At 63.3% G+C, this 26,756-nt stretch carries 23 protein-coding genes; 14 read left to right on the forward strand and 9 right to left on the reverse strand.

Translation table 11 applies throughout. The features are described 5' to 3' along the window. Positions 1-11: 11 nt before the first annotated feature. On the reverse strand, positions 12-656 hold the full coding sequence (locus ACERI1_RS02285) for a TetR/AcrR family transcriptional regulator (RefSeq protein WP_373616408.1): 645 nt from the start codon (positions 654-656) through the stop codon (positions 12-14). A 130-nt stretch (positions 657-786) separates the two neighbouring features. On the opposite strand from ACERI1_RS02285, the gene ACERI1_RS02290 reads away from it, so the two are divergent. Continuing rightward, positions 787-3,636: an MMPL family transporter gene (locus ACERI1_RS02290; protein ID WP_373616409.1), complete on the forward strand. Its 2,850-nt coding sequence runs from the start codon at positions 787-789 to the stop codon at positions 3,634-3,636. An 84-nt stretch (positions 3,637-3,720) separates the two neighbouring features. On the opposite strand, the gene ACERI1_RS02295 is transcribed toward ACERI1_RS02290, so the two are convergent. Continuing rightward, positions 3,721-4,275 (reverse strand): GMP synthase subunit A, encoded by a 555-nt coding sequence (locus tag ACERI1_RS02295; RefSeq protein ID WP_373616410.1) that lies wholly within the window; start codon positions 4,273-4,275, stop codon positions 3,721-3,723. A gap of 139 nt (positions 4,276-4,414) precedes the next feature. On the opposite strand from ACERI1_RS02295, the gene ACERI1_RS02300 reads away from it, so the two are divergent. The 4 genes from ACERI1_RS02300 (at position 4,415) to ACERI1_RS02315 (ending at position 7,216) form a co-directional block, all read left to right on the forward strand. Further along, positions 4,415-5,428: a thiamine pyrophosphate-dependent dehydrogenase E1 component subunit alpha gene (locus ACERI1_RS02300; RefSeq protein ID WP_373616833.1), complete on the forward strand. Its 1,014-nt coding sequence runs from the start codon at positions 4,415-4,417 to the stop codon at positions 5,426-5,428. Continuing rightward, positions 5,428-6,474 carry an alpha-ketoacid dehydrogenase subunit beta gene (locus tag ACERI1_RS02305; RefSeq protein ID WP_373616411.1) on the forward strand — a complete coding sequence of 349 codons (1,047 nt, stop codon included), beginning with the start codon at positions 5,428-5,430 and terminating at the stop codon, positions 6,472-6,474. The genes ACERI1_RS02300 and ACERI1_RS02305 overlap by 1 nt, the downstream gene beginning before the upstream one ends. After that, a complete protein-coding gene (locus ACERI1_RS02310; RefSeq protein ID WP_373616412.1) occupies positions 6,471-6,734 on the forward strand; it encodes a lipoyl domain-containing protein in 264 nt (87 codons plus the stop codon). The genes ACERI1_RS02305 and ACERI1_RS02310 overlap by 4 nt, the downstream gene beginning before the upstream one ends. Positions 6,735-7,078: 344 nt before the next feature. After that, a complete protein-coding gene (locus ACERI1_RS02315) occupies positions 7,079-7,216 on the forward strand; it encodes a hypothetical protein (RefSeq protein WP_373616413.1) in 138 nt (45 codons plus the stop codon). Between the two features lie 167 nt (positions 7,217-7,383). Here the strand turns inward: ACERI1_RS02315 and ACERI1_RS02320 are convergent, their stop codons facing one another. Next, a complete protein-coding gene (locus ACERI1_RS02320; protein ID WP_373616414.1) occupies positions 7,384-8,601 on the reverse strand; it encodes a proteasome-activating nucleotidase in 1,218 nt (405 codons plus the stop codon). A gap of 126 nt (positions 8,602-8,727) precedes the next feature. Here ACERI1_RS02320 and ACERI1_RS02325 point away from each other — a divergent pair, with 126 nt between their 5' ends. The 3 genes from ACERI1_RS02325 to rad50 all read left to right on the forward strand — a co-directional run bounded on the left by ACERI1_RS02325 (position 8,728) and on the right by rad50 (position 13,116). Continuing rightward, positions 8,728-8,997: a MarR family transcriptional regulator gene (locus ACERI1_RS02325; protein ID WP_373616415.1), complete on the forward strand. Its 270-nt coding sequence runs from the start codon at positions 8,728-8,730 to the stop codon at positions 8,995-8,997. Between the two features lie 97 nt (positions 8,998-9,094). Beyond that, positions 9,095-10,432, forward strand: a complete 1,338-nt coding sequence (mre11, locus tag ACERI1_RS02330; protein WP_373616416.1) for a DNA double-strand break repair protein Mre11 — start codon at positions 9,095-9,097, stop codon at positions 10,430-10,432. Continuing rightward, on the forward strand, positions 10,429-13,116 hold the full coding sequence (gene rad50, locus ACERI1_RS02335) for a DNA double-strand break repair ATPase Rad50 (RefSeq protein ID WP_373616417.1): 2,688 nt from the start codon (positions 10,429-10,431) through the stop codon (positions 13,114-13,116). Before mre11 ends, rad50 begins: the two co-directional genes overlap by 4 nt. Before the next feature lie 34 nt (positions 13,117-13,150). Here the strand turns inward: rad50 and ACERI1_RS02340 are convergent, their stop codons facing one another. From ACERI1_RS02340 to ACERI1_RS02350, 3 genes are all read right to left on the reverse strand, one after another. After that, entirely contained in the window at positions 13,151-13,609 is a 459-nt protein-coding gene (locus tag ACERI1_RS02340) for a hypothetical protein (protein ID WP_373616418.1), read from the reverse strand. Next, a complete protein-coding gene (locus tag ACERI1_RS02345; RefSeq protein WP_373616419.1) occupies positions 13,606-14,091 on the reverse strand; it encodes a hypothetical protein in 486 nt (161 codons plus the stop codon). Before ACERI1_RS02345 ends, ACERI1_RS02340 begins: the two co-directional genes overlap by 4 nt. 127 nt (positions 14,092-14,218) lie before the next feature. Next, positions 14,219-14,395 (reverse strand): hypothetical protein, encoded by a 177-nt coding sequence (locus tag ACERI1_RS02350; RefSeq protein WP_373616420.1) that lies wholly within the window; start codon positions 14,393-14,395, stop codon positions 14,219-14,221. A 186-nt stretch (positions 14,396-14,581) separates the two neighbouring features. Between ACERI1_RS02350 and ACERI1_RS02355 the strand changes: the two genes are divergently transcribed. From ACERI1_RS02355 to ACERI1_RS02380, 6 genes are all read left to right on the forward strand, one after another. Then, complete coding sequence (locus ACERI1_RS02355) at positions 14,582-17,311, forward strand: DNA-directed DNA polymerase (protein WP_373616421.1); 2,730 nt, start codon at positions 14,582-14,584, stop codon at positions 17,309-17,311. Between the two features lie 275 nt (positions 17,312-17,586). Next, positions 17,587-18,492 carry an ABC transporter ATP-binding protein gene (locus tag ACERI1_RS02360; RefSeq protein WP_373616422.1) on the forward strand — a complete coding sequence of 302 codons (906 nt, stop codon included), beginning with the start codon at positions 17,587-17,589 and terminating at the stop codon, positions 18,490-18,492. 61 nt (positions 18,493-18,553) lie between these two features. Then, the gene (gene sufB / locus ACERI1_RS02365; RefSeq protein WP_373616423.1) at positions 18,554-19,984 is read left to right on the forward strand and encodes a Fe-S cluster assembly protein SufB; all 1,431 of its coding nucleotides are present in this window, start codon (positions 18,554-18,556) and stop codon (positions 19,982-19,984) included. Between the two features lies 1 nt (position 19,985). Next, entirely contained in the window at positions 19,986-21,206 is a 1,221-nt protein-coding gene (gene sufD / locus ACERI1_RS02370) for a Fe-S cluster assembly protein SufD (protein WP_373616424.1), read from the forward strand. A 274-nt stretch (positions 21,207-21,480) separates the two neighbouring features. Continuing rightward, positions 21,481-21,975: a ferritin-like domain-containing protein gene (locus ACERI1_RS02375; RefSeq protein WP_373616425.1), complete on the forward strand. Its 495-nt coding sequence runs from the start codon at positions 21,481-21,483 to the stop codon at positions 21,973-21,975. A gap of 127 nt (positions 21,976-22,102) precedes the next feature. Then, a complete protein-coding gene (locus tag ACERI1_RS02380) occupies positions 22,103-22,531 on the forward strand; it encodes a metal-dependent transcriptional regulator (protein ID WP_373616426.1) in 429 nt (142 codons plus the stop codon). A gap of 22 nt (positions 22,532-22,553) precedes the next feature. Here the strand turns inward: ACERI1_RS02380 and ACERI1_RS02385 are convergent, their stop codons facing one another. The 3 genes from ACERI1_RS02385 to ACERI1_RS02395 form a co-directional block, all read right to left on the reverse strand. Beyond that, positions 22,554-24,341 (reverse strand): phosphatidylserine/phosphatidylglycerophosphate/cardiolipin synthase family protein, encoded by a 1,788-nt coding sequence (locus ACERI1_RS02385; protein ID WP_373616427.1) that lies wholly within the window; start codon positions 24,339-24,341, stop codon positions 22,554-22,556. Between the two features lie 187 nt (positions 24,342-24,528). After that, the gene (locus tag ACERI1_RS02390; protein WP_373616428.1) at positions 24,529-25,875 is read right to left on the reverse strand and encodes a HEAT repeat domain-containing protein; all 1,347 of its coding nucleotides are present in this window, start codon (positions 25,873-25,875) and stop codon (positions 24,529-24,531) included. A gap of 66 nt (positions 25,876-25,941) precedes the next feature. Beyond that, positions 25,942-26,673: a protein sorting system archaetidylserine synthase gene (locus ACERI1_RS02395; RefSeq protein WP_373616429.1), complete on the reverse strand. Its 732-nt coding sequence runs from the start codon at positions 26,671-26,673 to the stop codon at positions 25,942-25,944. Between the last annotated feature and the right edge of the window lie 83 nt (positions 26,674-26,756).

Genomic DNA, 26,756 nt, shown 5'->3' on the forward strand with positions numbered 1-26,756 from the left:
AATTGGCTACATCACCCGTCGGCAGCGAACTCGTCGCGGACGAGCCCTTCGAGATAGTAGTCGAGTTGGTCGCGGACGGCCTCGAGCCACTGGGTCTCATTCGTCGTACAGCCGAGAAAGAGGGCTCCTTCGACAAAGAGGTAGAGCGTGCCGGCGACGGCGTCGGGGTCGACGTCACGGAAGACGCCCTCCTCGATTCCTGCTTCGATCACGGTGGCAAGTCGGTTCCGTGCCTGTCGATCGACGCTGTCGAAGTAGGCACGGTAGTCAGGATCATGAACAGCCTGCGCTCGCAACTCGAGGTAAACTCGGTGGATCTCGTCGGGGACGAGCGTTTCGAGTCGTTGGCCGTCGGCTGTTTCTCCGACCAGTGCGAGGTCGAGCAGTCGTTCGACGCACTCTATCGCGGTTCCCGAAGTTTCGAGAACGAGTTCGTCGCCGTACTGCATGAGCAGCGATTCGGCAAACTCGCGCACCAGGTCGTCCTTGCTCTCGAAGTGGTGATAGATCGTCGACTTGCTCACTGCAGCTTCGTCGGCGACACGGCCCATCGAGAGGTCGGCATAGCCGTCCGTCTCGAGTGTCCGGTACGTCGCCGCGAAGATAGCCTCCTTTCCGCCGGTCGACTCGTCGAACGGCGTCTGGCTGTCGTCCATGCCGACCGACTGTTCGGTCGATCGGCATATAAGCACGGTGGGCTCGTCGTCGTCACGACCACCTCCTTTTTAACCCTACCGATCGTTCGGTTGGCTATGAACCGAACGTTCGGTCGGTACGGTGATCGCGATGGATGCTAACGAACTCGCCGAGCGGATCGTCGGCCACAGACGGCTCGTTCTCGTCGTGGTTTTGCTGTTGACGGTCGGGATCGGGGCCGGCACAGCCGCGGTCGAGGAAGACACGGCGATGGACGAATTTCAGGTCGAATCCGAGGAACGCGAGGCACTCGACGCGATCGACGACGACTTCGCCACGCGCGGCAGCGAGACGACAACCGCACAGGTGGTCATCGAGGCCGACGACGGGAACGTACTCGACCACTCGTCGCTCGCCTCGATCCTCGAGTTCCAGCGAACGCTCCACGAGGACGAGCGCGTATCGCTCACGCTGGCCGACGACGAGCCGATCGGCAGCGTTCCAAGCGCCATCGCGACAGCAGCGATTCACGAGGAGCAGGCCACCGAACTCGAGTCGCATGCGACCGAGCTAAATCGGACCGAGGCGGCACTTGTCGCGGCACTCGAGCGTCTCGAAAGCGATCCCGACACATCCGCCGCGACCGAGTTCGATACCGTCCGCGCGAATTCGTCGATCGAGTTCACCGACGAGGAAGCCACAACGTTCGCGACGGCAGCCAAGCGACTTCGCGAGGCCGAGACCGAAACGACACGTGAAGAAGCCATCCGGCAGGGAACCCGTGGGCTCCTCGTCGACGAGTACGAGGCGCTTGCTGCCGATCGTGCAGCGCTTGCCGACGGCCTCGAGCCGTCGCTGTCGGCCCAGATCGAGCAAGTGGAATCGATGGACGACGACGAACTCGCGGCGACGATCGAACGGGTGCTCGACGCCGAAACCGGTCGCGACGAACTGTTCGCACTCATGCCGACCGCGTACGAACCCGGCGAGCCGACGGCGTCCGGAACCATCGTCGCTGTCGTCCAAGATACTGACGGCGAGTACGTTGCCGTCGACACTGCTCCGGACACGATCGTGACGAGCCAGCAGGCGATCGGCGACCTCGCCGCGTCGGAACTCGAGGGGTCGACCGCCGTATTCGGCCACGGGATTACGGCAGACGAAATCACCACCGCGTCGTCGGACAGTCTCGCCGTCGTCGGGCCGCTGGCGCTTGCGTTCGTGCTCGTCGTCCTGTCGATCGCTTACCGGGACCCGATTGACGTCGTTCTCGGGCTCGTCGGCGTCGCACTCGTACTCGTCTGGACGATCGGAGCCATGGGCTGGCTCGGGATCGACTTCGGGCTCGTCTTCATCGCCGTCCCCGTCTTGCTGATCGCGCTGTCGATCGACTACGCGATTCACCTCCTCATGCGAAGTCGGGAGGAACGAGACGGAGAAGACCGCGGTCCAGCAGCTGGAATGACCGCTGCGCTCGCCGGCGTCGGCGTCGCGCTCGTCACGGTGACGCTGACGACGGCGACGGGCTTTCTCTCGAACCTCGTCAGCCCGATCGGTCCGATCAGGGAGTTCGGCCTCGTCTGTGCGCTCGGGATCCTCGCCGCGCTCGCCGTCTTCGGGCTGTTCGTCCCAACCGCCAAAGTCGAGATCGATACGTTTCTCGAGGCCCGAGGGATCGACCGGCAGCGAGCCGCAATCGGGACCGGCGACCGGCTGGGGTCGATGCTCGCTGTCGGCAGCCGGCTCGCTCGCCGGGCACCGGCTGCGGTGCTCGTTGTCGCGCTCGTCGTCAGTGCTGGCGGTGCCTACGGCGCGACGCAAGTCGACACGTCCTTCGAGACGACCGCGTTTCTCCCCGAAGAGCCCGACTGGACCCACGACCTCCCCGACGGGATGGCACCAGACGAATATACCGTGGCAACGGCGCTCGAGACGCTCGAGGAGGAGTTCATCCGGCAGGACCGCCGCGCACAGCTGCTCGTCGAGGGTGAGCTCACCAATCCCGAGACGTTACAGCGGATCGACGACGCCGAGCGAGTGGCGACGGCAAGCGGGACGGTCGCGCAACTCTCGAACGGCGACCACGCCGTCCGGAGCTCGCTTACGGCCATGGAGTCCGTCGCGGCGACCAACGAGTCGTTCAACGCGACGTTTCATGCGGCGGATACCGACGGCGACGGGGTTCCGGACTCGAACCTCGAGACCGTCTACGACGAGTTCCTCGCTGCTGATCCCGCGACAGCCGAGGCGGTCGTCCACCGAACCGATGACGGGGAGTACGAGGCCGCCCGACTCGTCCTGACGGCTACCGGTGACGCGTCCAACGAGGAGGTAACGGCGGCAATGCGGGACGCGGTGTCACACGTCGACGGTGACGGGCTCACCGCCACGGCGACGGGACAGGCCACCGTGGTGAACTATCGAACCGAAGGGGCGATCGCCGACACGATCGTCATGAGCTTGCTCGTCACGCTCGCCGTCGTCGGCGCACTTCTACTGGTCGTCTACCGCCGGACAGCTGGCGCTGCCTCGCTTGGTGTCGTGACGCTCGGTCCCGTCCTCATGACGCTGTGTTGGGTCCTCGGCACGATGTGGCTGCTCGAGATCCCCTTCAATTACATCACGGGTATGATCGCGAGTCTCACTATCGGACTCGGCATCGACTACAGCATCCACGTCAGCGAGCGCTATCATCAGGAACTCGAGCGCAGCGACGCGGCCGGCGATCCACTCCGACGGACGGTGACCGGGACCGGCGGTGCGCTACTTGGCAGTGCAGCGACAACGGCTGGCGGGTTCGGCATCCTCGCGTTCGCATTCCTGCCGTCGCTGCAGTATTTCGGGCTCATCGCCGCAACCTCGATCGGGTACGCCTTCGTCGCGAGCGTGCTCGTCTTACCGAGTTTGCTCGTCTACTGGACGCGGCTCGTCGGCCGTGGCCAGAGACAGGCGACGGTCGGTCAGGTGTCACAGCCGTCCGCGACGCACGAAGACGACTGAGATCGGTGAATGGGAAAGCGACAGACAGGGGGCACAGTCGTCGGTACTGCTGGCTGTAAATCGAATCGGAAACCGAGACGGCGACTACTGCGATTCGCAGATCGACAGGAAATTCTCGAAGATCTCGTCACCCTCCTCAGTGTGGGCCACCTCGGGGTGCCACTGGACGCCATAGAGGTCTCGATCGGTGTCACTCATCGCCTCGACGTCACAGACGTCACTTTTCGCCGTCAGCTCGAATCCCTCGGGGAGTGCCGTGACCTCGTCGGCGTGGCTCGCCCAGACGCGGGTTTCGGGGTGCAGCGATCCAGTCAGGGGGTCGTCTTCGTCAACGATGTCGACCGAGACGTCGGCGTAGCCGCCGTACTCGCCGCTCCCGACCTGCCCGCCGAGTTCCTCGGCGATCAGTTGCATGCCCAGACAGATGCCTAGCACCGGCATATCCGTCCTGAGATACTCGGGAGACTTTCCGATCCGATCCATGTCGGGGCCACCGGAGAGGACGACGCCGTCGGCGTCGACCTCCTCGGGCGGCGTGTCGTTGTCGATCAGTTCCGTATCGACGCCGAGGTCACGAAGCGCCCGGCGCTCTAAGTGGGTGAACTGTCCGTGATTGTCCACCACGACGATTTTCGTCATTGGGTGTCCGTAGCGGGTCACCCGGTAAAAGCGGCCCGAAACGTGCGCTTTCGATGACTCCCCGACTCGGCATAGCTATTTGTCGATCCGTTCCGTTACGTCTACAGGAATCATGGTGTCTGTTAGCGAGTTACAAGAGCTGTACGAGAACATGGTGACGGCGCGCCAGTACGAGGAGCGATTACAGGAGGAGTACATGGCGGGCAAACAGCCCGCGTTCGATATCTCTGCCGGCCCGATTCCGGGCGAACTCCACCTCGCAGCGGGCCACGAGGCTGCCGGCGCAGGCGTCTGCCAGCACCTCCGGGACGACGACACGGTCACGGCACCACACCGACCCCACCACATCGCCATCGCGAAAGGCGTCGACTTGAAGCGGATGACCGCCGAGATCTTCGGCCGCGAAAGCGGCTTAAGCGGCGGGAAGGGCGGTCATATGCATCTGTTCGATCCCGACGTCAACTTCGCGTGTAGTGGCATCATTGCCGAGGGCTGTCCGCCTGCGGTCGGCGCTGGACTGGCCGCAAAGAAGCGCAACACCGACAGCGTCGCCGTCGCGTTCCTCGGCGAGGGCGCGATCGATCAGGGGGCGTTCCTCGAGTCGCTGAACCTCGCGAGCGTTCAGAACCTCCCCGTCGTTTTCGTCGTCGAGGACAACGACTGGGCGATCAGCATGCCAAAAGAACGCGTCACCGACGTCGAGAACGGAGCCCAGCGCGCCGACGGGTTCGGCCTCCAAGGTGCGCGTGTGGACGCCGACGACGCCGTCGCGATCTCCGATGCCGCCAGAGAAGCCGTCGGACGCGCCCGCGACGGGAACGGCCCGACGCTGCTCGAGGTCCAGGTCCACCGACGCATGGGTCACTTCATGGGCGATCCCGAGTCGTATCGCCCCGACGAGGACAAAGCCGCCGCCGAGCAGCGGGATTCGATCGAGCGACTCGAGGCGGATCTCCGTGCCCACGGCGTCGACGACGAGGAGATCGACGACCTGCGCTCGCGGGCCCACGACCGCGTCGAGGAGGCGATCGAGTGGGCGAAAGACCAGCCCGAACCAGACCCGGACGACGCCTACGAGGACGTGTTCGTGAATCCGCCCTCGGGCGTAACAGACAGCGAACCGTCGACCGCGGACACAGGGGGTGATGACTAATGGCACAACAGGAAAAAGACGACGCGAGCGGACAGCAGACGGGCCGGTCGCTGACGATGAGCCGAGCGATGGTCGAGGCGATCGCCCACGAGATGCGCGAGGACGACGAGGTCTTCTACATGGGCGAAGACGTCGCGGACTACGGCGGCATCTTCGACAGTACTGAGGGCCTGTTGGATGAATTCGGTCGCGACCGCATCATGGACGTGCCGATCAGCGAGACGGCGTACCTCGGTGCCGCTGTCGGCGCGGCTCAGGAGGGGATGCGCCCGATCGCCGAGCTGATGTTCGTCGACTTCTTCGGCGTCGCGATGGATCAGATCTACAACCAGTTGGCCAAGAACACCTACATGAGCGGCGGCTCGGTGAACGTCCCGATGGTGCTTACCGCCGCCGTGGGCGGGACGTACAACGACGCCGCCCAGCACTCCCAGACACTCTACGGGACGTTCGCACACCTCCCGGGGATGAAAGTCGTCGTGCCCTCGACCGCCTACGACGCGAAGGGACTGATGCACAACGCCATCCGCGACGACGACCCGGTCGTCTACATGTTCCACAAGCGGTTGATGGGGATCGGCTGGCTGCCGGCACCCGACGGCCCGAAGACCGGTGTTCCCGAAGACGACTATACGATTCCCTTTGGCAGCGCCGACATCAAACGCGAGGGGGCAGACGTGACTGTCGTCACCCTCGGGTTGCACGTCCACCGCGCGCTCGAGGCTGCCGCGGACCTCGCCGACGACGGAATCGACGTGGAGGTCGTCGATCTGCGGACGCTCGTGCCCCTCGACACCGACACCATCCGCGACTCGGTGGCCAAGACCGGCCATCTGGTCGTCGTCGACGAGGACTACCGCTCGTACGGCGTCACCGGCGAGATCATCGCGAGCGTGGCCGAGGCCGGACTCGACGACCTCGAGGCCGTCGAGCGGGTCGCCCTCCCGGACGTGCCGATCCCGTACGCGCGACCGATGGAAGACGAGGTCGTTCCGGGGACGGACGACATCGTGGCTGCCGTTCGCGCCGCTCAAGGGGACGAATGAGCGGGACCGATGACCGCGTCGCCGTCGAGACGAGCGATCGCTGGCCCGACGACGCAGACGAGGACGTCGGTGTCGTCGTCAACTGGTTCGTAGCCGAGGGCGGTCACGTCGAGGAGGGCGACGCGATCTGCGAATTTCAGGTCGAAAAGGTAAGCGTCGACGTGCCGGCACCGGTGACCGGCACGCTCGCAGAGATCACGATCGGGGAAGACGAGGAGTTCGAGCGGGGTGATCGGCTCGCCTGGATTCGACCGGCATAGCCGTCACCAGGCTTGAGCGAGCGCGAAGTTTGCTCAGTTCTGCTCGCCCCCACTTAAAGACGCAAGCTGTCGAGGTGTCGGTTTTTAATGTGCTCACTTCCCCCTCCAGCGTCGGTTCGTATGACCCGTCCGAGTGTGGACGCAGGTGAGGGGAGTGTAACGATGAAAACTGCGATGCCGCCGGCTTCGGATTCACCTCACATTGCAGGGCACGACTCGCCCGCAGAGTGCACTGCGACCGACAGCACATCGACTGTTATTAACGCGCTCGCTGCTGGATATACGCCGATTCTCGAGTCACGCGTTCCGGTACGCTTATGCGGTCGTCACCGGATGAACGTGACATGGCAGTCGATCTCAGTGAATTCGACCATCCGGCGTGGCGTACCGCGGCGGGAACGGGCATCGGGTATGTGCTGATTCTCGCGGTGCTGACCGTGGCTATGTTCGTCGTGCCGTGGCTCGTCTTCTCGGCGCTATAGTCTCGGACCGTACACACTGGCCGCTTCGTTGATCGCGGCAGATCGGCCACGAAACTGAGATTGGTTCTCTCGACGACAGAGCGAACGCTGTCTGGATAGCGCATCGAACGGGATGGCTCGAGCGAGTGAAAAGCGAAGAGAAAGATCGCCGTCGACCTCGAGCGCGTTCAGGCGAAGGTTTTCGAGACGTCTTCGGTCTCGTCAGATTCGGCCTGAACCTTGTCCCAGGCGCTGCGGAAGTCTTCCATCCGGATCTCGGTGCGGTCGTCGCGGATGGCGAACATGCCGGCTTCGGTACAGACGGCCTTGATGTCGGCACCGGAGGCCGCCTCGGCCTCTTCGGCCAGTTCGGCGAAGTCGACGTCGTCGGCGACGTTCATCCCGCGGGTGTGGATCTCGAAGATGATCTCGCGGCCCTCCTGGTTGGGCTTTGGCACTTCGATGAGGCGGTCGAACCGGCCCGGGCGGAGGATGGCCCGGTCGAGCATATCGAAGCGGTTGGTGGCCGCGATGATGCGGATCTCACCGCGTTCCTCGAAGCCGTCCATCTCGGAGAGCAGTTGCATCATCGTCCGCTGGACCTCGGCGTCGCCGGAGGTCTTGGACTCAGTCCGTTTGGCGGCGATGGCGTCGATCTCGTCGATGAAGATGACGGCGGGTTCGTGCTCGCGGGCGACGTCGAAGAGGTCGCGGACGAGCTTCGCACCCTCACCGATGAACTTGTGGACCAGCTCCGAGCCGGCCATCTTGATGAAGGTGGCGTCGGTCTGGTTGGCCACGGCTTTGGCGAGCATCGTCTTCCCGGTGCCCGGCGGCCCGTAGAGCAAGACGCCGCTTGGCGGGTCGATCCCGACGTCGTCGAACATCTCGGGCTTCTCGAGGGGCATCTCGACGGTCTCGCGGACTTCTTGCATCTGCTCTTCGAGACCGCCGATGTCCTCGTAACTGACGTCGGGACTCTCGGTGACTTCCATCACGCGAGCGCGCACGTCGGTCTCGCTCGAGAGGGGCTTGACGATAGACAGCGAGTTGTTGACAGCCACTCGAGCGTCGGGCTCGAGATCGGCGCGCATCTCGTCGGTGACTTCGGTCAGCGCCTCCTGGTTGTTCCCGTGTTGTTTGATGATGACGCCCTCGTCCGTGACCTCTTGGACGGTGGCGACGAACAGCGGGGACTGCTTGAGCTTCTTGTTTTCGTGTGTAAGTCGCTCGAGTTTCTGCTGGTACTTGTTGTTCTCGGCGTTGGCGTCGAGGAGCTTGTCACGCATCTCCTCGTTTTGCGCCTCGAGGATCTCCAGCCGTTCCTCGAGCGCCTGGATTTTCTCCTGTTGGGACGCCTCGTCCTCATCATATGGGAGGTCGACGTCGTCCACAGTGTCGCTCATCACCCGTCCTTTGGGTGTTGGTTCTTAAGAGGCTTCGGGTAGGTGCACTCAACCACAGCGTATTACTAGTGAGCATTAGATAGAATGGAAAATATTATTACCCCGTATTCGGAATAGGTGGATAAGATGAGTGCATCAGAGTCCCTTCAACAGGAGACTGCCGATCGGGGAACGTGGGACGACGTCCGTGAGCTGCCGCCGAGTGCGAAATTGGTCGCGAAAGTCCTCGAGTACAACGACACGATGACCCAACAACAGATCGCCGACGAGACGCTGCTGCCGTCCCGGACGGTCCGGTACGCGCTCAACCGACTCGACGAAAAGAACGTCGTCGACTCGCGCTTTTCGTTCTCTGACGCACGTAAGCGCCTCTACAGTCTCGATATCGACGCGTAACTGACTCGTCTCTCCCGACCCGCGCTGTCGGTTCGTGGCGTTTACTTTCACTCCGGTGACGGAACCCCTTTAGGGTGGACTCGCAAACCACTGGCCAATGACGCGGGTTATCCATACGGGCGATACCCACATCGGGTACCAGCAGTACAACTCGCCCGAGCGACGACAGGACTTTCTCGAGGCGTTCCGCTCGGTCGTCGAGGACGCCGTCGCCGACGACATCGACGCGGTGGTCCACGCCGGCGACCTCTTTCACGACCGTCGACCGAGTCTGGTCGATCTGCAGGGCACGATCGACGTCCTCCGGACGCTCTCCGACGCCGGGGTTCCCTTTCTCGCCGTCGTCGGCAACCACGAATCGAAACGCGACGCCCAGTGGCTCGATCTCTTCGCGGATCTCGGGCTGGCGACGAGACTCGGTGCTGACCCGGTCGTCGTCGGCGACGCTGCCTTCTACGGTCTGGACTTCGTCCCCCGCTCGCGCCGGGACGACCTCGAGTACGCGTTCGATCCGGTCCCCGAGGAAGCCGACCACGCGACGCTGGTGAGCCACGGCCTCTTCGAACCCTTCGCCCACGCCGACTGGGACACCGAGGTCGTCCTCGAGGAATCGACGGTCGATTTCGATGCTGTCCTGTTGGGCGACAACCACGCGCCTGACACTGCCGAGGTCCGCGACACCTGGGTCACCTACTGCGGCTCGACCGAACGGGCAAGCGCCAGTGAGCGCGAAGACCGAGGCTACAACATCGTCGACTTCGAGGAGTCGGTCGCGATCAGTCGCCGCGGGCTCACCGACACCCGCGAGTTCGTCTTCGTCGACGTCGACCTCGCCGAGGGCGAGGGAATCGACCGCGTGCAGGAACGCGTCCGCCAGCACGACCTCGAGGAGGCGGTCGTCATCGTCACGATCGAGGGTGAGGGTCGTCCGATCACGCCTGCGGCGATCGAGGAACTCGCGATCGACCGCGGGGCGCTCGTCGCCCGCGTCAACGACCGCCGGGAACTCCCCGACGAGGACGACGAGGTGTCGGTCAGCTTCGCAAACCCAGATGACGCCGTTCGCGAGCGGGTGCGCGAACTGGGGCTCAGCGATGCCGCCCGCGAGATCGACGAGGCCGTCCGGAACAGTGACCTCGCCGACGCGAACGTCCGCGAGACCGTCGAACGACGGGTTCGCGAGTTGCTCGAGGACGACCGATCGGCCTTCGAGCCCGCGCCGGAGCGCGAACCGGGCGACGAGGACGTAACGACGGTCGCCGACCACCTCGCCGACGAGGCCGACCCCGAAGCCGATTCGACTGGCACCAGCGCTGGTGGTACGGGCGAAGGCACCGAGCCGACAGCCGACACAGCCGAAAGCACGACCGACGACGCCGGCGAGGCCGACGAGACTGCCGACGCCGACACCGCTTCGCTGGGTGATTTCGCATGAGAGTCGACCGTGTTCGCCTGCTGAATTTTAAATGCTATGGCGACGCCGATCTCACCCTCGAGCGCGGCGTGACCGTCGTTCACGGCGTCAACGGCAGCGGGAAGTCGACGCTGCTCGAGGCCGTCTTCTTTGCGCTCTACGGTTCGAAGGCCCTCGATGACCGCACGTTAGACGATGTCATCACGACCGGCGAAGACGAAAGCGAGGTCGAACTCTGGTTTACCCACGACGGTCGCGAATATCACGTCGAGCGCCGACTCAAACTCCGCGGTGACCGTGCCACGACGACGAAGTGCGTCCTCGAGACACCGACCGAGACGATCGAGGGGGCCCGCGACGTCCGCCGAGAGGTGACCGAACTCTTGCGAATGGACGCCGAGGCGTTCGTCAACTGCGCGTACGTCCGACAGGGCGAGGTCAACAAGCTCATCCACGCCTCGCCGAGCGACCGCCAGGACATGATCGACGATCTCCTCCAGCTGGGGGCACTCGAGGACTACCGCGAGCGGGCCAGCGACGCCCGACTCGGCGTCAAAACGGTACTCGACGGCCAGCGCGATGTACTCGACAATATCCAACAGCAGGTCGAAGAAAAGGAGACACAGGATCTCCACACACAACTCAACGAACTCGAGTCTCGCCGTGCTGACCTCACCGAGGAGATCGACCACTACGAAACACAGCGCGAGCAGGCCCGGGAGACCCTCGAGACCGCCGAAGACGTCCTCGAGCGCTACGAAGAGACTCGCGAAGAGATCGTCACGCTCGAGGACGAGATCGAGGACCTCCAGTCGAAAATCGCCGATACCGAACGGGAGCGCGAGGACGCGAGCGACGAGATTAGCGAGCACAGAACGCGACGCGAAGCGCTCGCCGACGAGCGTGCCGACCTGCTCGAGACGGTCGGTTTCGAGACGACCGACCCCGACGATGCAGTCATCAAGACCCGAATCGAGGAACTCGACGCACGCGACGAGGACCTCCGTGACGATCTCGAGGATGTCCGGGTGACGATCACGGAGGGGACAAACGAGATCGAGCGACTGCGCACGGAGGCCGACGACCTCGAGGCGCAGGCCGAAGCCGCCCGAGAAGACGCCGACGACCTCACAGCGCGAATCGAGGACGACGAGGAGACGATTGCCGACCGGGAAGCGAAACTCGAGGACCTCGACGCGGAGATCGCGGACGCACGGGCGGCATTCGACGACGCTCCCGTCGACTTCGGGACGAGCGAATCTCACCTCGAGTCTCTCAAAGCCGACCGCGAGGAGTTGAGCGCAGCGATCAACGACATCACCGCGGACATCCGGACCGCCGAGAACGCGATCGAAGAGGGCGAACGGCTGCTCGAGGAAGGCAAATGTCCGGAGTGTGGCCAGCCCGTCGAGGACTCGCCACACGTCGACGTGCTGGACGATCGCCGGGCGGAGCGTGACGAGTTAGCGACCGAACGCGACGAACTCGAGGCCGAGCGCGACGAGTTAGACGAACGGATCGACCGCGCCGAGGCCTTACTCGAGGCCGAGCGACGGGTCGACCGGCTCGAGGACAACCGCGAGAACGTCGAACAGTTACTCGCCGAGAAACGCGACAGCGTTGCGGACCGGCGCGACCAGCGCGACCAGCTGCGAGCGGACGCCGACGAGTACGAGACCGAGGCCGAGGCGAAGCGAGCCGCCGCCGACGAACGCGAAGCCGAGGTGGCTGACGCACGGGCAGCCATCGGCGAACTCAACACCAAGCGCGGGGAACTCAAGGAGACGATCCAGACGCTCGAGCGGATCTCTGAGATCACCGACGTGCGAGCCACGCTCGAAACCGAGATCGACCGGCTTCGCGAGCGCATCACGGACTGGGAGGAGATCAACGAGGAGCGTCGCGAGACCCTCTCGGCGAAACGCGAACGCAAGCGCGATCTCGAGTCCGAATTCGACGACGAGCGAGTCGAAACCGCCCGAGAGGACAAGCGAAACGCCGAGCAGTACATCGAGCAGGTCGACGAGAAACTCGCCGACCTCGAGTCCGAGCGCGACGAGGTACAGGGGGCGATTGGCAGCGTCGACGAGAAACTCGCCGAACTCGAGCGACTTCGCGAGCGCTTAGAGCGCGTCGAGGCCCAGTGTAAGCACCTCGAGTCGCTGTATGGAGAAGCTGAGACGCTCCAAACGACCTACGGCGAGTTGCGGGCGGAACTGCGCCAGCGCAACGTCGAGACCTTGGAACGGCTGCTCAACGAGACGTTCGACCTAGTCTATCAGAACGACTCCTACGCGGCGATCGATCTCGACGGCGACTACCGGCTGACGGTCTATCAGAAAGACGGCGAAGCCTTAGAGCCCGAGCAACTCTCGGGTGGCGAGCGGGCACTCTTTAATCTCAGCCTGCGGTGTGCGATCTACCGGCTGCTGGCCGAAGGGGTCGAGGGAACCGCGCCGATGCCGCCGCTCATCCTCGACGAGCCGACGGTCTTCCTCGATTCGGGTCACGTCACCCAACTCGTCTCGCTGATCGAATCGATGCGCAACGACTTCGGTGTCGAACAGATCGTCGTCGTCAGCCACGACGAGGAACTCGTCGGGGCGGCCGATTCGCTCGTCCGCGTCGAGAAGGATGCGACGTCGAACCGCTCGCGACTCGAGCGCGGCGAGCCCCCGGAGGCGGAACTCCTCGCGTCGGAGTGAGGCCGCTCGAGGCTCGACTCGAGCGGCCCCTCGCTCAGTTGGAGTCGTCGGTCTCGTCCGCCGATGCAGCCGCCGGTCGGATCGTCTCGAGTGCGGTCTCACAGGTGTCGGTAACCTGATAGCCCCGTTCGCCGGCGACCTCGGTCTCCTCGAGCAAGCCGGCAGCCACAAGCACCGTCAGCCGACCGTGTAGGTCGCTTTCACAGAACTCGTAGGCGTCGAGTAGGGTGCGGACGCCGAGTGGCCCCCGTGTCGCGAGCTCGAGCAACAGTCCGAGCGTTTCCTCGTCGTGAACGTTCGTGAGCAGCGTCAGCACCGGGTCGCCGACGCTGCGGGTAGCCGTCTCGAGGGGCGATTCACCGTCGACGGGTTCTAAGCGGTCGTTCTGAACGTAGCACTCGTTGCCGGTTTCGGGATCGCGAACGAGACTTGCACTGTCGGAGTGTTTGAGAAGCAGGTATCGTTTGCCGGTGTCGTCCTTGACGGTATTCATTTGCGATCGGATCGGGTCGGTGACTGTGGTTGGGCACCGTCCCCCGAAGCCGTTTCGGTTGCCTCGCTCGCTGATGGGGTCCCGTCAGCAGAGTCGTCGTCCGCTGCACCGTCGTCGCTATCGGCTCGAAACGCACGGTAGCGTCGTCCGGCAAGTCCGAACAGGACGATCCCAGCGCCAACGAGGATACCGCCGCGAGTTGCATCGCCTTCGAATACCAGCAGTAAGGCCCCGATCGAGACGATGAAGAGGGCGGCGTTGATGACCAACACCAGCCCCCAGAACGCCTGTAGGATGTCGCTTGGAACGTCCGTCTCGGCGGTGGACACGCTCGGCACGTCGATCGCACTTTCGGCCCCATCCGCATCCGGCTCGTCCTCGGTCGCCACCTGCGGAATCGTCAGCCCGTCGCTGTCGGGATCGTAGAACTCCTCCTCGGGGTCCCACTCCTCGGGTTCGTTCTCGGTCCGGTCGAATACCACATGGAAATCGATGATAAGCGGGCGGAAAAGCGTTCGCTTCGCGATCTGTTTCAGATACTCGGTCGAAACTGTGGTCCGGCGCATACGTTGATCGTCGTTGCGCCGGAAACCGGTACCGCAGCCGGTCTTAGGCCAGGTCCTCGAGCGTGAGCGTCTGGGAGGTCTCTACCCACGCGAGGGGGTTCTCCGCGTCGTAGAAGACGACGCCGTCGTCGGTCTCATAGGATTCGATCGTCGCGGTCCCGTCAGGAATGCTACTCGGCTCGCTCCGATCTGCCGCGTCGTCGTTTAGATGGGAAGACATATCCAGTATCCGGTTATATGCTATGTGTTACCACGTTAAATGTCTTCTTGCTTCTGCAAGGCTTGTGTGTAGTTGTCCATCTCGTCGTTTGTGACGGAGACGGATGCCTCGAGCCAGGTGTCGAAGACGGTCTCGGCGAGCGGTGAATCTGGGGGTTTTTAGCCGCCGCCTGCCAACCCCAGTACCATGACTGAGGCGGGCCAGACCGGGCTCACGGATTTCGGCGACGAGTCCGACGACAGTGACGACCGGCCGGCAGAAGAGGCTGTTGCCGTCGCTGGCAACGGCGGGACCGACGCCGCGGAGGTGATTGACGTCCTCGAGGAGACGCTTCCTGAACCCGAGGGCGACCTCGAACTCGCGGTGATGCAGGTCGATTACACCATCGCCGGCTACGGCGACGAGGAGCGACCGATCATGCACGTTTTCGGGCGCACGCCCGACGGCGAGTTAGAGCACGTCCAGGTGGTCGGCTTCAAACCGTACTTCTATGCGCCGACGGACACGCTTGAGCGACCACCCGAAGAGGCCTACGACCGGCTGACGGGCAGCCGAGAGTTCGATCACGATGGTGAGCCCTACGAGAGTATCCGCGGCGAGAAACTCACCAAAATCTTCGGCCAGACGCCACGGGATGTCGGGCAAGTGCGTGATGACTTCGACCACTACGAGGCCGACATCCTCTTTCCGAACCGGTTTCTGATCGACAAGGACGTCCGGAGCGGGATCCGGGTGCCCGAACGGCGCGCTGACGACGACTCGCTGGTCGTTCCTCACGACGAAGTCGAGGCTGCAGACGTCGACGCCGACCCGCGCATCAACACCTTCGACATCGAGGTCGACGACCGCTCGGGCTTTCCCGAGGACGGTGAAGAACCGATCGTTTGTCTCACCAGCCACGACTCCTATCGCGACGAGTACGTCATGTGGCTCTACGAGGCACCCATCGGCGACGGGCCGATTCCCGGCGAAATAGACGACTACGAGCCGATCGAGGGCGTGATCGACCACGAGGTCCGGAGCTTCGCGGAGGAAGAAGCGATGCTCGAGGCCTTCATCGAGTATATCGACGCAACCGATCCGGATATCCTGACCGGGTGGAACTTCGAGGACTTCGACGCGCCCTATTTCCTTGACCGGCTCGAGGAACTCGCCGGCCCCCACCACGAGTACGATCTCTCGATCGATCGCCTCTCGCGGGTCGACGAGGTCTGGCGCAGCAACTGGGGCGGCCCCGACATCAAGGGGCGGATCGTCTTCGACCTGCTGTATGGCTACCAGCGGATGGTGTTCTCCGAACTCGACTCCTACCGGCTCGACGCCGTCGGCGAAGTCGAACTCGGCGTCGGCAAAGAGCGCTACGCCGGCGACATCGGCGACCTCTGGGAGGACGACCCGACGCGACTGCTCGAGTACAACCTCCGGGACGTGGAACTCTGTGTCGAACTCGATCGCCAGCAGGAGATCATCCCCTTCTGGGACGAAGTGCGGTCGTTCGTCGGCTGTAAACTCGAGGACGCCCCCACCCCCGGCGACGCGGTCGACATGTACGTCCTCCACGAGGCCCACGGTCGTTTCGCGTTGCCCTCGAAGGGCCAACAGGAGGCCGGCGATGAGTACGAGGGCGGCGCGGTGTTCGAGCCGATTACGGGCGTCAAGGAGAACGTCACCGTGCTCGACCTCAAGTCGCTGTATCCGATGTGTATGACGACGATCAACGCCTCGCCGGAGACGAAAGTCGACCCCGACGAGTACGACGGCGAGACCTATGTCGCGCCCACGGGCACACACTTCCGGAAGGAACCGGACGGCGTGAACCGGGAGATGATCACGGAACTGCTCGACGAGCGCGAGGAAAAGAAGGCGCTCCGGAACGAACACGAACCCGGGTCGCCCGAGTACGAGCAGTACGACCGGCAGCAAGGAGCTGTCAAGGTTATTATGAATTCGTTGTACGGTGTGTCGGGATGGGATAAATTCCGTCTCTATGATAAAGAGGCAGCAGCCGCAATTACCGCGACTGGCCGCGACGTCATCGAGTTTACGGACGAAGCGGCAAACGAACTGGAGTATCAAGTTACGTATGGGGACACCGACTCGGTCATGCTCGAGCTCGGCCCCGACGTTCCCAAAGAAGATGCGCTCGAGCAGTCCTTCGAGATCGAGGAGTACATCAACGAACGGTACGACGACTTCGCGATCGAGGAGCTAAACGCTGAGGAGCATCGGTTCCAGATCGAGTTCGAAAAACTCTACCGGCGCTTTTTCCAGGCGGGCAAAAAGAAACGCTACGCTGGCCACATCACCTGGAAGGAAGGCAAAGACGTCGACGACATCGACATCGTCGGCTTCGAATACCAGCGCTCCGACATCGCGCCGATCACCAAGGAAGTGCAACACCGGGTCATCGAGATGATCGTCCGCGAGGGCGACGTGGAAGGTGCCAAGGAGTACGTCAACGGGATCATCGAGGACGTGCTGGCGGGCGAGATTTCGCTCGAGGAGATCGCCATCCCCGGCGGGATCGGCAAGCGACTCGACAACTACGACACCGACACGGCACAGGTCCGCGGGGCGAAGTACGCCAACCTCCTGTTGGGAACCAACTTTCAGCGCGGGAGCAAACCCAAACGGCTGTATCTCGACCGCGTCGATCCCTCGTTCTTCGAGCGTCTCGAGGACGAGGAAGGGTTCGACGCTCGCACGGACCCGCTCTATGGTGCGTTCAAGCGCGATCCGGACGTGATCTGTTTCGAGTACGACGACCAGATCCCCGAGGAGTTCGAAGTCGACTACGATACGATGCTCGAGAAGACGCTCCAGGGCCCGATCGAGCGCATTCTCGAAGCACTGGGCGTCTCGTGGGAGGAGATTAAAAGCGGCCAAGAGCAGAAGGGCCTGGATAGCTTCATGTAGCTTGGAACACCCGTCTGACCTCGAGCAATCGATTCGCGGTCAGCTGTCGCGCTCGAACCGAACAGCCCCGGTTTTGGACGCTCTCGAGCCGTCCCGTGTCCAGAACTTGCCAGTTGCCGCGGTTTCGCAATAGACGGGTCATATGATGGATTGTCTCGGCCTATGGGAACAGTGGTTTCCAAATAGAAAACTTATTTTGCGAATAGAAGACAGTATCCAGTTGGATACGAAACCGTTATCAGTCATACGACCCACCTTTGAGGTGACAGAGTACTATGGCACGTCTCGAACTACGTAACCTGCACGCGGAAGTGGCGGAGGGCGACGAGAAAATTCTCGAGGGCGTCGATCTCGAGGTCGAATCCGGCGAGATCCACGCCCTGATGGGGCCGAACGGCTCCGGGAAGTCGACGACCGCGAAGGTCATCGCCGGCCACCCGGCCTACGAGATCACCGACGGTGAGGTCCTGTTGCACCTCGAGGACGAGGAGTTCGGCGAGGACATCGAGATCGACGAGGACCAGCGCACCTGGGACCTGCTGGATCTCGAGCCGAACGAACGCGCCGCGCTCGGTATTTTCCTCGCCTTCCAGTACCCCGCCGAGATCGAGGGCGTCACGATGACGAACTTCCTTCGCACGGCGCTCAACGCCAAGATCGAAGAGCGCGAGGAGCTCTTTGAGGGCGAGGAGGGTGACGACGAGGACGAGGACGAAGGCTTCGAGACCTCGCCGATGGAAGGTCCCGCGGACGAAGGCGAAGTCGGCGTCGCCGAGTTCCAGGAGATCCTCCAGGAGAAGATGAAGCAACTGGACATGGACGAGAAGTTCGCCCAGCGCTATCTCAACGCTGGCTTCTCCGGTGGGGAGAAAAAGCAGAACGAAGTGTTGCAGGCTGCCATCCTCGAGCCGTCTATTGCTGTCCTCGACGAGATCGACTCCGGGCTCGACATCGACCGCCTGCAGGACGTTTCAACCGGCATCAACGCCTTGCGCGACGAGCAGGGCACCGGCGTCCTCCAGATCACGCACTACCAGCGTATTCTCGACTACGTCGAGCCCGATCACGTCCACGTGATGCTCGACGGCCAGATCGCCAAAAGCGGCGGTCCCGAACTTGCCGAAGAACTCGAGGACAAGGGGTACGACTGGGTCCGCGAGGAAGTCTACGGCACTGCGTAACCGGATTCAGCTAGAACAAGCGTAATACCGCTACAGCCGTAACCATAATACTGATCAACCAATGAGTTCCGATCAAGACCACCTAAAAGAGACTGACACCGAGGCCCGCTTCGAGTTCAAGAAAGAACAGAACGCCGCGGTCAAATCCGACAAGGGCCTGACCGAGGAGGTCATCCGCATGATCTCCGAGGACAAAGACGAGCCCGACTGGATGCTCGAGCGTCGCCTGCGCGCGCTCAAGCAGTACCAGAACATGCCGATGCCGACGGATTGGCCCGGTCAGCCGGACCTGACCGAACTGGACATCGAGGAGATCGTCCCCTACATCCGCCCGGACGTCGACAAGCGTGAAGGCGTCGACGACTGGACGGAGCTGCCCGACGAGATCAAAGACACCTTCGACAAGCTAGGCATTCCGGAAGCCGAGAAGAACGCCCTCTCGGGCGTCGGCGCCCAGTACGAGTCGGAGGTCGTCTACCAGAACATGCAAGAACAGTGGGAGGAGAAGGGTGTTATCTTCATGAACATGGACCGCGCGGTCCAGGAGCACCCTGACCTCGTCAAAGAGCACTTCATGACTTCCTGTGTGCCGCCAAGCGACAACAAGTTCGCTGCGCTACACGGCGCCGTCTGGTCCGGCGGATCGTTCGTCTACGTCCCCGAGGGCGTCACCGTCGAGATGCCCGTCCAGGCGTACTTCCGCATGAACTCGGAAGGGATGGGCCAGTTCGAGCACACGCTCATCATCGCCGAGGAAGGCTCCGAGGTTCACTACATCGAGGGCTGTTCCGCACCGAAATACGGCACCCACAACCTGCACTCGGGTGGCGTCGAAGTCTTCGTCGGCGAGGACGCTCACGTCCAGTATTCGACCGTCCAGAACTGGTCGAAGAACACGTTCAACCTCAACACCAAGCGCGCCATCGTCGAAGAAAACGGCACGATGGAGTGGATCTCGGGCAGCATGGGCTCGAAAGCCACCATGCTCTACCCGTGTTCGATCCTCAAGGGTCGCGGCGCGACCGACACCCACATCACCATCGCCTTCGCCGGCGAGGGTCAGGACATCGACACCGGCGCGAAGGTCTACCACAACGCGCCAGACACGAGTTCGACCATCGAGTCCAAGTCGATCTCCAAAGACGGCGGTCGCACCAACTACCGCGGCCTCGTCCACATCGCCGACGGTGCCGAGAACTCCTCGACTGCGGTGGAGTGTGACGCGCTGATGTTCGACAACGAGTCCACCTCGGACACCATGCCGTACATGGAGATCGAGGAGTCGAAAGTCGACGTCGCCCACGAGGCGACCGTCGGCAAGATCGGCGACGAGGACATCTTCTACCTCCAGTCCCGTGGGCTGGACGACGACGACGCCAAGAAGATGATCGTCGCCGGCTTCATCGAGCCGATCACGGAAGAACTGCCGATCGAGTACGCGGTCGAACTCAACCGCCTCATCGAACTCGAGATGGAGGGGAGCCTCGGATAATATGAGCGCAGGAACACAGGTACACGCCAATCTGACGGAGGAACAGGTACGCGAGATCAGCGGGGACTTAGACGAGCCCGAGTGGCTCTTAGAGACCCGTCTCGAGGCCCTCGACGCACTCGAGGACCTCGACATGCCCGATGTCATCCGGACGCCGGGTCGCAACTGGACGAACCTCCACGAACTCGACTTCGAGTCGCTCGTGGATCCGCTGAACGCAGCGGAGAACAAAGACCAGGTCGGTCCCGATGAGGCCGACGTGCTGTCGTGGGCCGACGCCGTCGACGAGCACGAGGAACTTCTGAAAGAGCACTTCGGCTCTATCGTCGATCCGCAGGAGAACTACCTGACGGCGCTGTCGACAGCGCTGTTCAGCACCGGGACGGTCATCTACGTTCCCGAAGGTGTCGACGCCGAGGACGTGACGATCCGGACCGAGCAGAACTCCCGCTCGCTGTTCAATTACACGCTCGTCGTCACCGAGGAGTCGTCCTCGGTCACGATCTTAGAGCGCCAGTCGACCGGCCAGGAGGCCGAGGAGCAGTACTACAGCGGCGTCGTCGAAGTCGCCGCCGGCGAGAACAGCTACGTCCAGTACGGCAGCCTCCAGAACCTCTCGGAGGAGGCCTACAACTTCACCGTCAAACGCGGCGTCGCCGACACCTACGCCACGATCGACTGGATCGAGGGCAACCTCGGCACGCAGCTGACCAAGACTGAGGTCTCGACGACGCTCAGCGGCGACTCTTCGGAGACGCAGATCGTCGGTGCCTTCTACGGCCACAACGACCAGCACTTCGACCTCGACGCGAAGGTCTGGCACCGCGCCGAGCACACGACGGCAGACCTCGTCACCCGTGGCGTCACCGACGACGTGGCCCGCTCGGTCTACGAGGGTGTTCAAGACGTTGGACAGGACGCCTGGGACACCAGCTCCTACCAGCGTGAGAACACGTTGATGCTCTCCGACGAGAGCGAGGCCGACGCCTCCCCGAAGCTGATCATCAACAACCACGACACCGAGGCCAGCCACTCCGCGACGGTCGGCCAGATCGACCAGGAGGACCTGTTCTACATGACCTCCCGTGGTGTCGATCCGCGCGCCGCCCGCAACATGCTCGTCGAGGGCTTCTTCGTGCCCGTCTTAGAGGAGATCGACGTCGACGAACTCCGCGACGACCTCGAAGAGCTGATCGGCGCGCGTCTTCGCGACCGAGAGTAAACAGCTCGTGGGAGCTTCGATCCCACGGCGACTCCATCGGCGCGAGTAACGACTGCGGCTGCGGTTTCGATTCAATTTTCGGTTTCGCTGACCCGGGAGACACGGCTCCGTCCGGATGACAGGACACCGAACGACCCGCGACTACGTCGCTTCGAATCCCGATCGACGCGGGAGACCGGGTGGCGTCTCGACTCGAGTCATGCCCGTGTCACCTATCGGCTCTCGAATTCGAGCAATAGGGAAACATAAGTACCGACAGACCTGTATGTCGGCTATGAGTCTGGGACAGCGTGTCTCGAGCGACCACCAGCTGACCCGATTGCTCCAGATCGGGGTCGTCCTGGAGGAAGTCGTCGAGTCACGCGCCGCCCTCCATCTCGACTCGCTCCCGCCCGAGGAGCGAGCGGACTTCGACGAGGAGGTCGAAGAGTTACTCGCCGACGCAGCCGCCGAGTCGGCCGCCCACCGCGAGCAACTCGAGGCGCTGATCGACGATCTCGAGGCAGATACGGTTGAATACGAAGAAATCAACGCACTGGTCGACGCCCAGTACGGGCCGCCAGAGGATACGGACGGCGTCCTCTACGACCAGTTGGCAAACGAGGAGACAGCCTACAAGTTCTACGACGACCTGATCACGGCGATCGAAGCCTCCGACACTGAGTTTGCCGTCGATCGCGACCGGCTGCTCGAGGCGCTGTACGACATCCGTGAGGAGGAACGCGCGGGCGTCGAAGAAGTAACCGGGATTATGGAGCGGAGAGCATGACCGAGCGATCGACGACCACGGCGCGTGCAGCCGCCAACACGCCGTCCGATACCTGTACCGACGCCCGGTTGCGGTTACACCGGCGCACCACCGCCACGACAGACCGTGGCACTGACGGAGGACTGGTATGAACACTGCAGACCAATATCTCAAGGCGATCTATCTGGCTCAACGAATCGAGGACGGCCCCGCATCGACCGGCATGCTCGCTGACCTGCTCGACGTCAGCCCCGCAAGCGTCAACGAGATGATCGGAAAACTTCAGGACCGAGAACTCGTCCAACACGAGAAGTACAAGGGCGCGAGTCTGACCGACGAGGGCCTCGAGCGCGCTCACAACGCCCTCCAGACCTACTGTATTATCGAACGCTTCCTCGCGAACGTCCTCGAGGTCGAGGAGTTCCGCGACGAAGCCCGCGCCTTAGAGAGCGTCATCGACGACACCGTCGCAGAGCGACTGGACACGATCATCGACCGCCCCAGCCAGTGTCCCGACTGTTTCGATCCCGAAGACGATTGTTGTGAACTGCTCGAGGTCGGCGGTCGCGCGGACTGACACACGATCGGTTGGGCTTGCGTTATACTCCCGGTGACTCCCCAAACCGGATGTATCGCCGACCGGCGATCGCCACAGCGACGAGCGCAGCGGCGAAAGCGGCGCTGAGGCCGATCGGAATTCGCCACCTCGTCCCTTCCCAGTCCGCTTCGAACACGGCAGCATAGTAGCTCGCGATCTCCTCACCATAGAGTGCAACGAGTACCTCGCGGTTGTTCCCGAGCGAGTTCGAATTCCAGTTGGCGCTGCCGACGACCACCACTTCTCGGTCGATTACGATGCCCTTCGCGTGGAGTTTCCCGAATCGATCGGTGTCGCCGACGAGTTGGACCTCGAGCGGGAGCGCTTCGCGAGCAGCGAGCCGCTCGAGGTCGGCTGCGAGCCGTTCGTTCTCGTCGGCGTTGTACCACGTCGATCCGAGCAAGATCCGAACCTCAACGCCGCGGCGGGCTGCTTCGATGGTTGGCTCGAGCAACGAGACGTCGGCGGCGACACTGGGCTGGAGAACGAGGAGTTCGTCGTCTGCTGTTGCAAGAAGGTCCGTCAGTCGCTGCTCGGCGTTGTCCGGTGCGACCAGCAATTCGGCTGACTCGACGGAAACCGTCGACGGCTCGTGTGTCGTAGGAAATTCGGACTGAGCCGGCGAACGGATGTCATCAGTGCCGTCGTCGACGAACGACGCGGTCTCGAGATACGCCGTCCCGGTCGTCGTATCTCGGCCCTCGAAGTCGGCCCAGAAGACGGTCGCGAGATCGTTCGCGAGCGCCTCGCTCTCGAACCGAACACCCCAGCCGCGGCTGCTCTCGCCGCCGACACCCGCGGGCTTCCAGTTCTCGGTCGTGACCAGCACGCGATCGTCGGCGACGGCATACTTGGGGTGGTGGTACCGATAGCGCCCGTGTTCGCCGCCGATGACGCGGACATCGACACCGCCGGTCTCGAGCGTCTCGATGACAGCTTCGGTCGGTGCCGGCGTCCCGCCGACGGGACTCGCCTCGAACAGTACCGTGACGTCGACGCCGCGTTCGGCTGCAGCCACGAGGTCGGTCGCAATCGTCTCGGAGGTGACGGTATAGCCGGCCAGCAGGAGCCGGTTGTCGGCACTTCGAATCGTCTCCCGCGGAATGTGTGGTGCATCCGGGAGGACGAACGCCGTTGCGTCGTCGATCGTCGCGCTCGAGACGGGCAGGCAGGTGGCATCTCGCGGCCACCACTGGCCGCGAGCGCTGACTGTCTCGCCCGCACGCGCCCTCGTTCGATACCATCGCTCGGCGGTCGGCGCGCGGTTGTAGGAGACCATATCGATCGTGGTCGTCGCGTTTCGGAGTCGAAGCGCGTCGCCGTCAGCCGACAGCTTGAGCCGGCCCTCGAGTTCGAGAACGCGCAGGTCGGTCAACGTCTCAGTGACGTTCGGAGCCGTGCTCAGCGCGACGCGACCGGTGGTCGTCTGGTTCGGTAGCGACGCCGTCGTCTCCCCGTCGGTAAGCGTCAGATTCGCGAGCCGAGTGTCAGGCGGCGTCTCGAGGACGACGAACTCGCCGACGTTGCCATCGGTCGTGGGATTCGGGTAGAGGCCGACGATCCGCGAGTGCCGTCGTGTGGCCGAGACAGTCGCTGTCGCCTCGCCTGCTCGCGGCGGACAGGCGAGTTCGGTTGCGTTCACGGCCGGTTTCGCAGTGGCTCTCTCGGCGGACCGGTCTGGGAGTGCGGTTCCGGTCCCGTGAGCGATCGGCAATCCGGCGAGTATCACGGTGCTACAGGCGAGACAGCAAACGAAGACGGCACCGAGCGCGACCCGACGGGTATCCATCGCCCTGTCTGGCCGCCTTTCAGTATTTAAACTGTTGGAAAGGCTGAGTGTAACATCGACTGTGAAGGTGGCGGCGGGTCAGCCACGCCACGGCCACCAGTGTCTCATACGGTTTGCTGTACCGATGTACCAGTGTAACCGCAGGGCAGGTCGCGGTTGCACCGGTACTGACTGACAGGAGACCGTCTCAGGCTGCGGGCTCGAGGTCGACGCGTTCGGCTTCGGCCTGTACCAGGTAGGCACGGTCGTCGTCGTAGTCGGCGACGACTGCGAGCGCCTCTTGGGTACCGATCTGGCGGAGTGCCCACGCACTGCTGGCGCGGACGCGGTCGGAATCGTCGTCTGCGAGGACGTCCGCGAGCGGTTCGATGACGCGGGTGTCGCCGATCAGGCCGAGCGCGCGGGCAGCCCAGCTCCGAACGTCGGCCTCGTCGGCGACCAGTTGCTGGGCGATCGGTTCGACGGCGTCTTCCGCACCGATCTCGCCGAGCGCGCGGAACGCGGGCTGTTGGAGGTTCGGGTTGGAGTCGACGTAATCGAGGAGGGTGTCGACGACCTCCTCGTCGTCGACGCCGATTTTGCCGAGGACGGCCATCGCGGCCTGGTCACGGCGGTTTGCCTTCTGGAGCATCGGGTCGATGGCTTCCTCGGGACCCATCCGTTCGAGGGCCTCCATGCAATGCTCTTCCATGAAGTCGGAGTCGAAGGTGTCCAGCGCCAGGAGGATCATGTCGACGTTGCCGCGTTTCTCGTGGACCTTGAGCGCGTGCCACTCCGGCGGATAGTCTTTGACGTGCTCGAGTACGTCGTAGTACCCTTCGCGGCGAAGCTGTTCACGGACCTCGAGGTCTGCCCACTCGGTCGCATCGTCGATGTCGCTTTGGAGATCGTCGGTTGCCTCGAGCAGGCCGGCGATCGTCGCCGCGTCGTCGTCGGCATCGAGAGCTGCGGCCTCGACGGCGTCGACCGCATCGTCGAGAGTCGCGTCGAGTTGGGCCGACACGTCCTCGCCCTCCTCGACCAGCGTGACCGAACTGTCGAGCAGGTCGTTGAGGTCGTCGAGGAAGCCCTCGACCGCCTCGATTAGCTCGGCATTTCCTTCTTCGGTCCAGCGGGTGCCCGTGATCGTGCTACTGGCGCTGTTGATTTCGCTAACGACATCCTCGCCGTAGGGCCCGCGCTGGTCCTCGAGATCGGACTCGAGATCCGAGAGATCGCTCTCGATCTCGTCGTACTTCTCCTGGAGCTCTTCTTCGGGCGCGGGTTCTTCGTCTTCTTCCTCCTCGTCTTCGTCGGTCTCGGGCGGCTCCGGAATCTCGATGTCTTCGAGGTCCTCGCGGAACGAGTCGAGATCCGCTTCGACGACGTCGAGGTCGTCTTCGGTGTCGGCTGCCTCGAGATCCGCTTCGAGGTCCTCGAGGTCGGCTGCGAGCGTCGTGAGTCGCTCGTCGATGGCCTCGAGATCGACCGACTCCTCCTCTTCCGGTTCGGCTTCGGCGGCCGCGTCGTCACCGTTTGCCTCGTCCTCACTCATCGTACCACCCGGGGACGACGCCGACGCGTGACTGTGTGCATACCCGACAGTCGTGTCAGCACGGTCCTAAGCGTTTCCATGCACGTCGACATCCGTCTCCGACGATCGCTCCGTCTCGCCCCAGTAGAACCACGGACTGAGCGTCATGTACGCCAGCCCGAGCGTGAGGAGTGCATACGGAAACGTCCGCCCGGCGAACGTCGGGACGAGGATCGCGAGCGCGTGGACGACGCCCATGATCGCCGCGTCTCGAGCCAGCAGATCGGGATACTCGATCCGTGAAACCATCAGATAACAGAACGCAGCGGTGACCGCGAGGACGAGCCAGGGCTGGGTTTCACCCGCGAGGATCGCCGCACCGAGGATCGTCGCGGCCAGCGTCGTCTGGACACCCTCGGTGTAGTTTCCGGACACGTCGTATGCGGTGTACATCCCGAGTCGGGTGACGGCCATGGCGACGAACAGCGCACAGACACCCGCTACGACCAGCAGCTCGGCAGTGACCGCGTCGAACCTGAGCTCGAGGCCGTCTGAGACGACGGTAAAAGAGAGGACAGCAGGGGCGACGGCGAAGGAGGCGACGTCGGCGAGCGAGTCGAGATAGGGGCCGGCATCGGTGCCGCCGTAGTGGCGCGCGAGGATCCCGTCGAGGCCGTCCGCGATCGCCGCCAGCAGGATCAACCGGGCGGCCAGTTCGATGTCGACGACTGCGACGACGACTGCGACGAACCCCAGCGCGGCGTTGGCGATCGTCACCGCGTCGGCGACGCCCAGTCGACCGACGAACCGGGGAAGCATATGGCCCGATTCGACGGGGAGATACCTTACGTGTTTTCGTTTCCACGGGGCCGTTTTCGAGAACTGAACCGGGGCGGTTATAC

The sequence above is a fragment of the Natrinema sp. HArc-T2 genome (assembly GCF_041821085.1).
Classification (GTDB): Archaea; Halobacteriota; Halobacteria; order Halobacteriales; family Natrialbaceae; genus Natrinema.

Coding starts and splice junctions, on each gene's coding strand:
- ACERI1_RS02285 (WP_373616408.1), bottom strand. CDS start 656: ATGGACGACAGCCAGACGCCGTTCGACGAGTCGACCGGCGGAAAGGAG.
- ACERI1_RS02290 (WP_373616409.1), top strand. CDS start 787: ATGGATGCTAACGAACTCGCCGAGCGGATCGTCGGCCACAGACGGCTC.
- ACERI1_RS02295 (WP_373616410.1), bottom strand. CDS start 4,275: ATGACGAAAATCGTCGTGGTGGACAATCACGGACAGTTCACCCACTTA.
- ACERI1_RS02305 (WP_373616411.1), top strand. CDS start 5,428: ATGGCACAACAGGAAAAAGACGACGCGAGCGGACAGCAGACGGGCCGG.
- ACERI1_RS02310 (WP_373616412.1), top strand. CDS start 6,471: ATGAGCGGGACCGATGACCGCGTCGCCGTCGAGACGAGCGATCGCTGG.
- ACERI1_RS02315 (WP_373616413.1), top strand. CDS start 7,079: ATGGCAGTCGATCTCAGTGAATTCGACCATCCGGCGTGGCGTACCGCG.
- ACERI1_RS02320 (WP_373616414.1), bottom strand. CDS start 8,601: ATGAGCGACACTGTGGACGACGTCGACCTCCCATATGATGAGGACGAG.
- ACERI1_RS02325 (WP_373616415.1), top strand. CDS start 8,728: ATGAGTGCATCAGAGTCCCTTCAACAGGAGACTGCCGATCGGGGAACG.
- mre11 (WP_373616416.1), top strand. CDS start 9,095: ATGACGCGGGTTATCCATACGGGCGATACCCACATCGGGTACCAGCAG.
- rad50 (WP_373616417.1), top strand. CDS start 10,429: ATGAGAGTCGACCGTGTTCGCCTGCTGAATTTTAAATGCTATGGCGAC.
- ACERI1_RS02340 (WP_373616418.1), bottom strand. CDS start 13,609: ATGAATACCGTCAAGGACGACACCGGCAAACGATACCTGCTTCTCAAA.
- ACERI1_RS02350 (WP_373616420.1), bottom strand. CDS start 14,395: ATGTCTTCCCATCTAAACGACGACGCGGCAGATCGGAGCGAGCCGAGT.
- ACERI1_RS02355 (WP_373616421.1), top strand. CDS start 14,582: ATGACTGAGGCGGGCCAGACCGGGCTCACGGATTTCGGCGACGAGTCC.
- ACERI1_RS02360 (WP_373616422.1), top strand. CDS start 17,587: ATGGCACGTCTCGAACTACGTAACCTGCACGCGGAAGTGGCGGAGGGC.
- sufB (WP_373616423.1), top strand. CDS start 18,554: ATGAGTTCCGATCAAGACCACCTAAAAGAGACTGACACCGAGGCCCGC.
- sufD (WP_373616424.1), top strand. CDS start 19,986: ATGAGCGCAGGAACACAGGTACACGCCAATCTGACGGAGGAACAGGTA.
- ACERI1_RS02375 (WP_373616425.1), top strand. CDS start 21,481: ATGAGTCTGGGACAGCGTGTCTCGAGCGACCACCAGCTGACCCGATTG.
- ACERI1_RS02380 (WP_373616426.1), top strand. CDS start 22,103: ATGAACACTGCAGACCAATATCTCAAGGCGATCTATCTGGCTCAACGA.
- ACERI1_RS02385 (WP_373616427.1), bottom strand. CDS start 24,341: ATGGATACCCGTCGGGTCGCGCTCGGTGCCGTCTTCGTTTGCTGTCTC.
- ACERI1_RS02390 (WP_373616428.1), bottom strand. CDS start 25,875: ATGAGTGAGGACGAGGCAAACGGTGACGACGCGGCCGCCGAAGCCGAA.
- ACERI1_RS02395 (WP_373616429.1), bottom strand. CDS start 26,673: ATGCTTCCCCGGTTCGTCGGTCGACTGGGCGTCGCCGACGCGGTGACG.